The sequence below is a fragment of the Yersinia rohdei ATCC 43380 genome (assembly GCF_000173775.1).
Taxonomy (GTDB): domain Bacteria; phylum Pseudomonadota; class Gammaproteobacteria; order Enterobacterales; family Enterobacteriaceae; genus Yersinia; species Yersinia rohdei.
On the sequence record NZ_ACCD01000062.1, the window covers coordinates 1 to 6,897 of the forward strand.

The following is a 6,897-nucleotide window of genomic DNA, read 5'->3' on the forward strand; positions in this document are numbered from 1 at the left end:
GCGAAATCTATTGGGTTTGACTGTTACCTTTATCTTTCACGTCACAGCCAATCCAGCTGTGACGTGAAATTTATTAGCTTTAAATGATTCCGGCACTTTCTAACACTGAAGGTTACTGGTGTGTAACCACGACCAGACGGATAGCATCTAACCGCCAACCGGCCTGATTTAAGTTTTCCAGCACCATTTTACGGTTATGTTCCAATGTTTCTATTTCGTCATCACGAATATTGGGGTTAACCGCCTTCAGCGCTTCCAGACGTGCCAATTCAGCACTCAGTTTGTCATCGGCTTCATGCTTGGCTGCATCAATCAGCACCCTGGCCTGTTCTTCAACCAATGCTTCTGCTTGTTGCAACATGGTGTGAACCTCTTGCTGCACCGCATTGACCAACTTGCTGGACGTGTGGCGGTTGACCGCATTGAGCTGACGGTTGAAACTTTCAAACTCGACCTGTGCCGCCAGATTGGTGCCGTTACGATCCATAAGCATGCGCACTGGGGTCGGTGGCAAGAAACGAGTCAGTTGCAGGTGTTTTGGTGCTTGTGCTTCGACCACATAGACCAATTCAGCTAACAGAGTGCCGACAGGTAATGCTTTGTTTTTCAACAAAGAAACTGCACAGCTGCCGGTATCGCCAGATAAAATCAGATCCAAACCATTGCGGATGATAGGGTGTTCCCAACTGACAAATTGGGCATCTTCGCGTGATAACGCTTGTTCACGATCGAAAGTTACCGTACAGCCATCCTGCGGTAATCCTGGGAAATCAGGCACCAGCATATGGTCAGATGGCGTCAACACTATCAAGCTGTCACTGCGATCTTCTTGATTGATACCGACAATATCGAATAAATTCAGTGCGAAACTGACTAAATTAACGTCATTATCTTGGTCTGCAATGATTTGAGCCAGTTCTTGCCCATGCTCGCCGCCATTGGAATGCATTTCTAACAGGCGGTCACGGCCTTGCTCCAGTTGGAGTTTTAGCCCTTCATGCTGCTGGCGACAGGTGTGGATAAATTCATCCAAGCCTTCTTGTTCGCTCGGCGTGGCCAGATAACCAATAAGTTCTTGATAACCACTGTCATAAATGGTGCGGCCTGTCGGACAAGTGTGCTCGAAAGCATCCAAACCTTCGTGATACCAGCGCACCAATATTGCTTGTGCGGTATTTTCCAGATAAGGCACCATTATCTGAATTTCACGGTTTTGACCGATTCGATCCAGACGGCCAATACGCTGTTCCAGTAAGTCCGGGTTAAAAGGCAAATCGAACATGACTAACTGGCAAGCGAACTGGAAGTTACGCCCTTCAGAGCCAATTTCTGAACATAACAGCACCTGAGCGCCGTCTTCTTCAGAGGCAAAATAGGCCGCAGCACGGTCACGTTCAATCAGCGACAAACCTTCGTGGAACACCGCAGCACGGATAGCTTCGCGCTCACGTAATACTTGCTCCAGCTGCAATGCGGTTGCGGCCTGTGCACAGATAACCAGCACTTTCTCACCGCGATTAGCAATCAGATAGTTAAGCAGCCATTCCACGCGCGGATCGAAGTTCCACCAGGTGGCGTTTTCACCCTCAAATTCTTGATAGATTTGCTCAGGATAAAGCATATCTTTGGCGCGAGCTTCCAGGGTTTTCTTCGCCCCCATAATGCCGGACACTTTAATTGCCGTCTGATACTGGGTCGGTAATGGCAACTTAATCTGGTGTAAAACGCGGTGTGGGAAGCCTTTCACCCCATTACGGGTGTTTCTAAACAAAATACGGCTGGTGCCATGCCTGTCCATCAGCATAGTGACCAGCTCTTGACGTGCGGCTTCGCTATCGTCAGTTTGGCTGTTGGCTGCTTTTAGCAGTGGCTCAATATCTTGTTCATTAATCAGTTCGCCGAGCAGGTTCAGCTTATCGTCAGTTAAACGCTCGCCCCCCAATAGCAGTGTTACGGCATCCGCGATTGGACGGTATTTCTGCTGCTCATTGATAAACTCTTCGTAATCGTGGAAACGATCTGGATCCAGTAAACGCAGGCGAGCAAAGTGGCTCTGCTGGCCCAACTGTTCTGGGGTTGCGGTCAACAGTAAAACGCCGGGGATGTTCTCGGCCAGTTGCTCAATAACCTGATATTCGCGGCTCGGAGCATCTTCGCTCCAGGCCAAATGGTGGGCTTCATCCACAACCAGCAGATCCCAAGACGCATCCGCCAACTGTTCCAGCCGCTGTTTATTACGGCGCACGAAATCCAGTGAGCAAATCACCATTTGTTCGGTTTCAAATGGATTACTGCTATCAAGCAGAGCTTCGGAATAGCGGCTGTCATCAAACAGCGAGAAACGCAGATTGAAGCGGCGCAACATTTCAACCAGCCACTGATGTTGCAGGCTTTCTGGCACCACAATCAGCACACGTTCAGCACGGCCAGCCAGCAGTTGCTGGTGGATTATCATGCCGGCCTCGATGGTTTTCCCTAACCCTACTTCATCGGCCAGTAATACACGCGGTGCATGGCGCTGACCCACTTCATAAGCAATATGTAATTGGTGTGGGATTAAGCTGGCACGGATCCCGCGCAGCCCACTCCAGGGCAGACGGAATTGTTCACTTTGATATTTACGGGCGCGAAAACGCAGGGCAAAACGATCCATGCGGTCGATTTGGCCGGCAAATAACCTGTCCTGCGGTTTGCTAAAAGTCAGTTTGCTATCGAGCAAAACTTCACGCATTGAAACGCCGGTTTCCTCGGTATCCAGACGGGTACCGATATAGGTAATCAGCCCATTTTCGTGAGTCACGTCTTCCACTTTCAGCTGCCAGCCTTCGTGGTGGGTGATGGTATCGCCCGGATTGAACATTACTCGGGTGATTGGCGAGTCATTTCTGGCGTAAAGGCGGTTTTCACCGGTTGCGGGAAACAGTAAGGTGACCATGCGTACGTCAATGGCAACGACAGTACCCAATCCAAGTTCGCTTTCTGTGTCGCTGATCCAGCGTTGACCAAGTGTAAAAGGCATAAATTATCGGCTCGATTTTTTTGTTGGACAGTTATAGATAGATAATATTTTCAAGAAAATGTTTTGGTAAATAAATACTTATAGAGAACAATGATAAAATTGCTGGCAATAGTTTACCGCCCACGCAAGCTACGTGGCTCACGAGTCTGTCTGAAAAAATAGTACCCACAGACAGCTCCCCGTTTTTTGGGTATGACGACCAGTCGGTTATGTAAATGTGATTGATGCGAATTTTGGCAAGGGCGCTATGGTAATGGAAGGAGAGCGCTTCGTCACCTGTAAACAGCCTAATTACGATTAAAATAACCCCATCTGACCGGTTATCAGTGTTGTGAAGTCATCATGTATAAAAGGAAGTATAGCGTCCGCCACGGGTTGCAACTGACGGGTTAGGTAATGATCGTAATCAATAGGGGATTGCCGAGTTTCTAAGGGCTCGGGGCCAGCGGTGGTCATCACATAACTTATCCAACCCCCATTTTGATATTGCAACGGGCGGCCAAGTTTGCGGTTAAACTCATCCGCTAATCGTGCGGCTCTGACATGGGGTGGGACATTTCGCTGATAGTCATCTAGCCGTCGGCGCAGGCGCTTACGGTAAATCAGCTGCTCATCCAATTCGCCATTAAGGGTGCGGGCCACATAGTCGCGCACATAATCCTGATAGGGCTGCTGTTGGAAAATACGCCAATATAACTCGCGCTGAAACTGCTGGGCCAGTGGTGTCCAGTCGGTGCGAACGGTTTCCAGCCCTTTATATATCATCTGCTCGCCGGTGGGGGTGGTAATCAGCCCGGCATACCGTTTTTTACTGCCTTGTTCCGCACCGCGGATGGTGGGCATTAAAAAGCGCCGATAATGTGTTTCAAATTCCAATTCTAGTGCGCAGGGTAAATCATAGGTTTGCCGAATATGGGTCTGCCACCACTGATTAACATGCTGTACCAGCGCTTTGCCAATCTGGGATGCTTGCTCTTCGCTATGGGCACTTTTTAGCCAAACAAAAGTGGAGTCGGTATCGCCATAAATCACCTGATAACCCTGCGCTTCAATTAATTCGCGGGTTTGGCGCATGATATCGTGGCCGCGCAAGGTGATGGACGAAGCCAGCCGGGGGTCGAAAAAGCGGCAGCCGCTGGAGCCAAGCACTCCATAGAAGGCATTCATGATTATCTTTAATGCCTGTGATAACGGCTTGTTTTGTTGACGTTTAGCGGCTTCTCGCCCCTGCCAGATCTGGTTAACAATAGCTGGCAAACAATGTTTCTCGCGTGAGAACCAAGCCCCGCGAAACCCCGGTATTGAATGCTGTGCATCGGGTTGGGACATGCCCGCCACTAAGCCAACCGGATCAATTAAAAAGGTGCGAATAATTGACGGATAAAGGCTTTTATAGTCGAGCACCAGCACTGAATCATATAAGCCGGGCTGAGAATCCATCACAAAGCCGCCGGGGCTGTGTTCCTCCGGCAACTCACCCAAGTTAGGGGCCACGTAACCCACCCGGTGCATACGCGGCAGATAAAGATGAGTAAATGCGGCGACCGATCCGCCACTGCGATCCGCCGCCAGCCCTGTGACTGTCGAGCGCTCGAGCAAAAAGCTGAGCAACTCCGTTTTGGCAAAAATCCGTGTTACCAACTCACAGTCTTTCAGGTTGTAGCGCGCCAGCGCGGGCTTATCATGGGCGAAGCGCTGGTTGATTTCATCCATGCGCTGATAGGGGCTATCACTGGCTTTTCCTTCGCCAAGCAAGGTTTGTGAGACAGATTCCAGACTAAATGACGGAAAATTCCAGGTGGCGGATTTCAATGCTTCAATGCCATCAATAATCAGCCGCCCGGCCGCCGAGGCAAAAAAGTGCCCAGGTTTAAAGCCGTGTTCCCGCCATTCCAACAGGTTGCCACCACGGCCAAAGCGCAGTGGAATTTGATAGCGGTCGGCGTGTTTTTGTAATACCCGCAAATCAAATTGCACCAGGTTCCAGCCGATGATGGCATCAGGGTCATGCTCTTCCAGCCAGCTATTCAGTTTTTCCAGCAATAATGGGCGGCTGGCAACATACTCCAGATTGAAATCCAGTGCGGCTGCCTCTGCCGCATTGCCAGTGGGGGGCCCCAGCATGTAAACCTGCCGCTGACCACAGCCTTCCAGACCAATACAATACAGCTCGCCGTGTTCACTGGTTTCGATATCCAAAGAGAGCAATTTGAGTGCCGGACGATAGTCTTCAGCGGGCTTCATTTGCGTATTAAGCAGCGGGCCGTTGCCATTCTCGTCACCGCTAAACCACACCGGCGCGGTAATAAAGCGCTCCATAAGAAAACGTTCCGGCGGGCGAATGTCCGCTTCATAGACATTCACACCACTTTCTCGCAGTAGCTTTTCTAACCGGATTAATTGGCGATGCTGGTGGCAATACAACCCCAGAACTGGGCGTTGATGAAAGTCAGTCAGCGCCAGAGGGCGCAGTTGCCAGCGGCGTTCGTTGCGCAGCAGGGTTTCGGCCCGTTGCCGTTGCTCGGCCGGGATAAAGGCCACCGAGGGTTGCGGCGGCAGTCTGACCTGCTGTGGCCCCTCATCGGTCGCTAACCAGAATTCAACTTCGGTGCCTGCCTGTGTGTCACGCCAGTGGCGAGTTAGCAGGAAGCCCTGACGGGTTTGCCCCACGCTGCTACCTTATAATAAGAAAAACTATTTACAGGCTATTTTATTTGCCATTTGTCTGCGGGCTGTCCGCAGACAAACTGACGGCCCAATAATGATTATCAGTTTAGATATATTGAGTATGGTTATTTATACAGTAATTGTCTATTCCAATGGTTGATTGCCATTGATTCATAGAATTTGTAGATTCAGATTGCCGCCGCCCTAATTGATGCTGAATGGCAACGTAGGTTTGTCATCAAACTTGACTCATGTCATGGCGCGCTGGACAATCCACCGCGCCTGAACTTGGGTAATCACTAACGGACAAATTTATGGAAGCCTATTTATTACATTTACTGACGCAATCTCTGGCTTTCACGCTATTTGTTGTCATGTTAGTCACCTTTCTGGAATCCTTAGCTCTGGTGGGGATGCTGTTGCCCGGCACTGTGATGATGACCAGTGTGGGCGCGCTTATTGGCAGTGGGGAAGTGGAGTTCTATTCTGCTTGGGCCGCGGCGACGCTCGGCTGCCTGCTGGGTGATTGGATCTCGTATTTTATCGGTCGCCGCTTCAAAGAGCCGCTGCACCGCTGGTCTTTCCTGAAAAAACACAAATCAATGCTGAATAAAACCGAGCATGCGCTGCACAATCACAGCATGGCCACGGTACTTCTGGGGCGTTTTATTGGCCCGGCACGGCCTATTGTTCCGATGGTCGCGGGGATGCTAAACCTACCGCCGGTAAAATTTGCACTACCGAATGTCATTGGTTGCCTGACATGGCCGCCAATTTATTTTTTCCCCGGCATACTGGCAGGGGTGGCGATTGACATCCCCCCGAGTGACAACAGTTATCTGTTCAAGTGGCTGTTATTTGCTGTCGTAATGCTGATTTGGCTATCACTGTGGTTAGCATGGCGCTGGTGGCGTTTTGGCAAACGTAGCCCAGATAAACTCAGCAAATGGCTGCCCTTGGCCCGCTTGCGCTGGCTGACAGTGCTGACCAGCATCATGGCGATTGCCAGCTTTACCTGGCTACATATGCAGCCGATTATGCCGATTTATCGGCATTTGTTGTGGAAGGTTATTGCCGGATAAATACCCTTCGGCCTTGACGCCGCAGGGGTGTTAACTGCGCTCACTTACCCGAATCACTTACTTGAGTAAGCTCATCGGGCTGCACTCACTGGCAGCCTACCTGTGCCGCCAATGACTTTGGGTATTCCC

Annotated in this window: 3 protein-coding genes; 1 reads left to right on the forward strand and 2 read right to left on the reverse strand. The window is 50.4% G+C overall.

The window, feature by feature from the left end:
* Nucleotides 1-112: 112 nt before the first annotated feature.
* Together rapA and YROHD0001_RS00205 are read right to left on the reverse strand one after the other, a co-directional pair.
* Nucleotides 113-3,019 carry an RNA polymerase-associated protein RapA gene (gene rapA, locus YROHD0001_RS00210; protein WP_004716917.1) on the reverse strand — a complete coding sequence of 969 codons (2,907 nt, stop codon included), beginning with the start codon at nt 3,017-3,019 and terminating at the stop codon, nt 113-115.
* 297 nt (nt 3,020-3,316) lie between these two features.
* Nucleotides 3,317-5,689 (reverse strand): DNA polymerase II, encoded by a 2,373-nt coding sequence (locus YROHD0001_RS00205; RefSeq protein ID WP_004716918.1) that lies wholly within the window; start codon nt 5,687-5,689, stop codon nt 3,317-3,319.
* Between the two features lie 311 nt (nt 5,690-6,000).
* Here YROHD0001_RS00205 and YROHD0001_RS00200 point away from each other — a divergent pair, with 311 nt between their 5' ends.
* Nucleotides 6,001-6,768 (forward strand): DedA family protein, encoded by a 768-nt coding sequence (locus YROHD0001_RS00200; protein WP_004716919.1) that lies wholly within the window; start codon nt 6,001-6,003, stop codon nt 6,766-6,768.
* Nucleotides 6,769-6,897 lie beyond the last annotated feature (129 nt).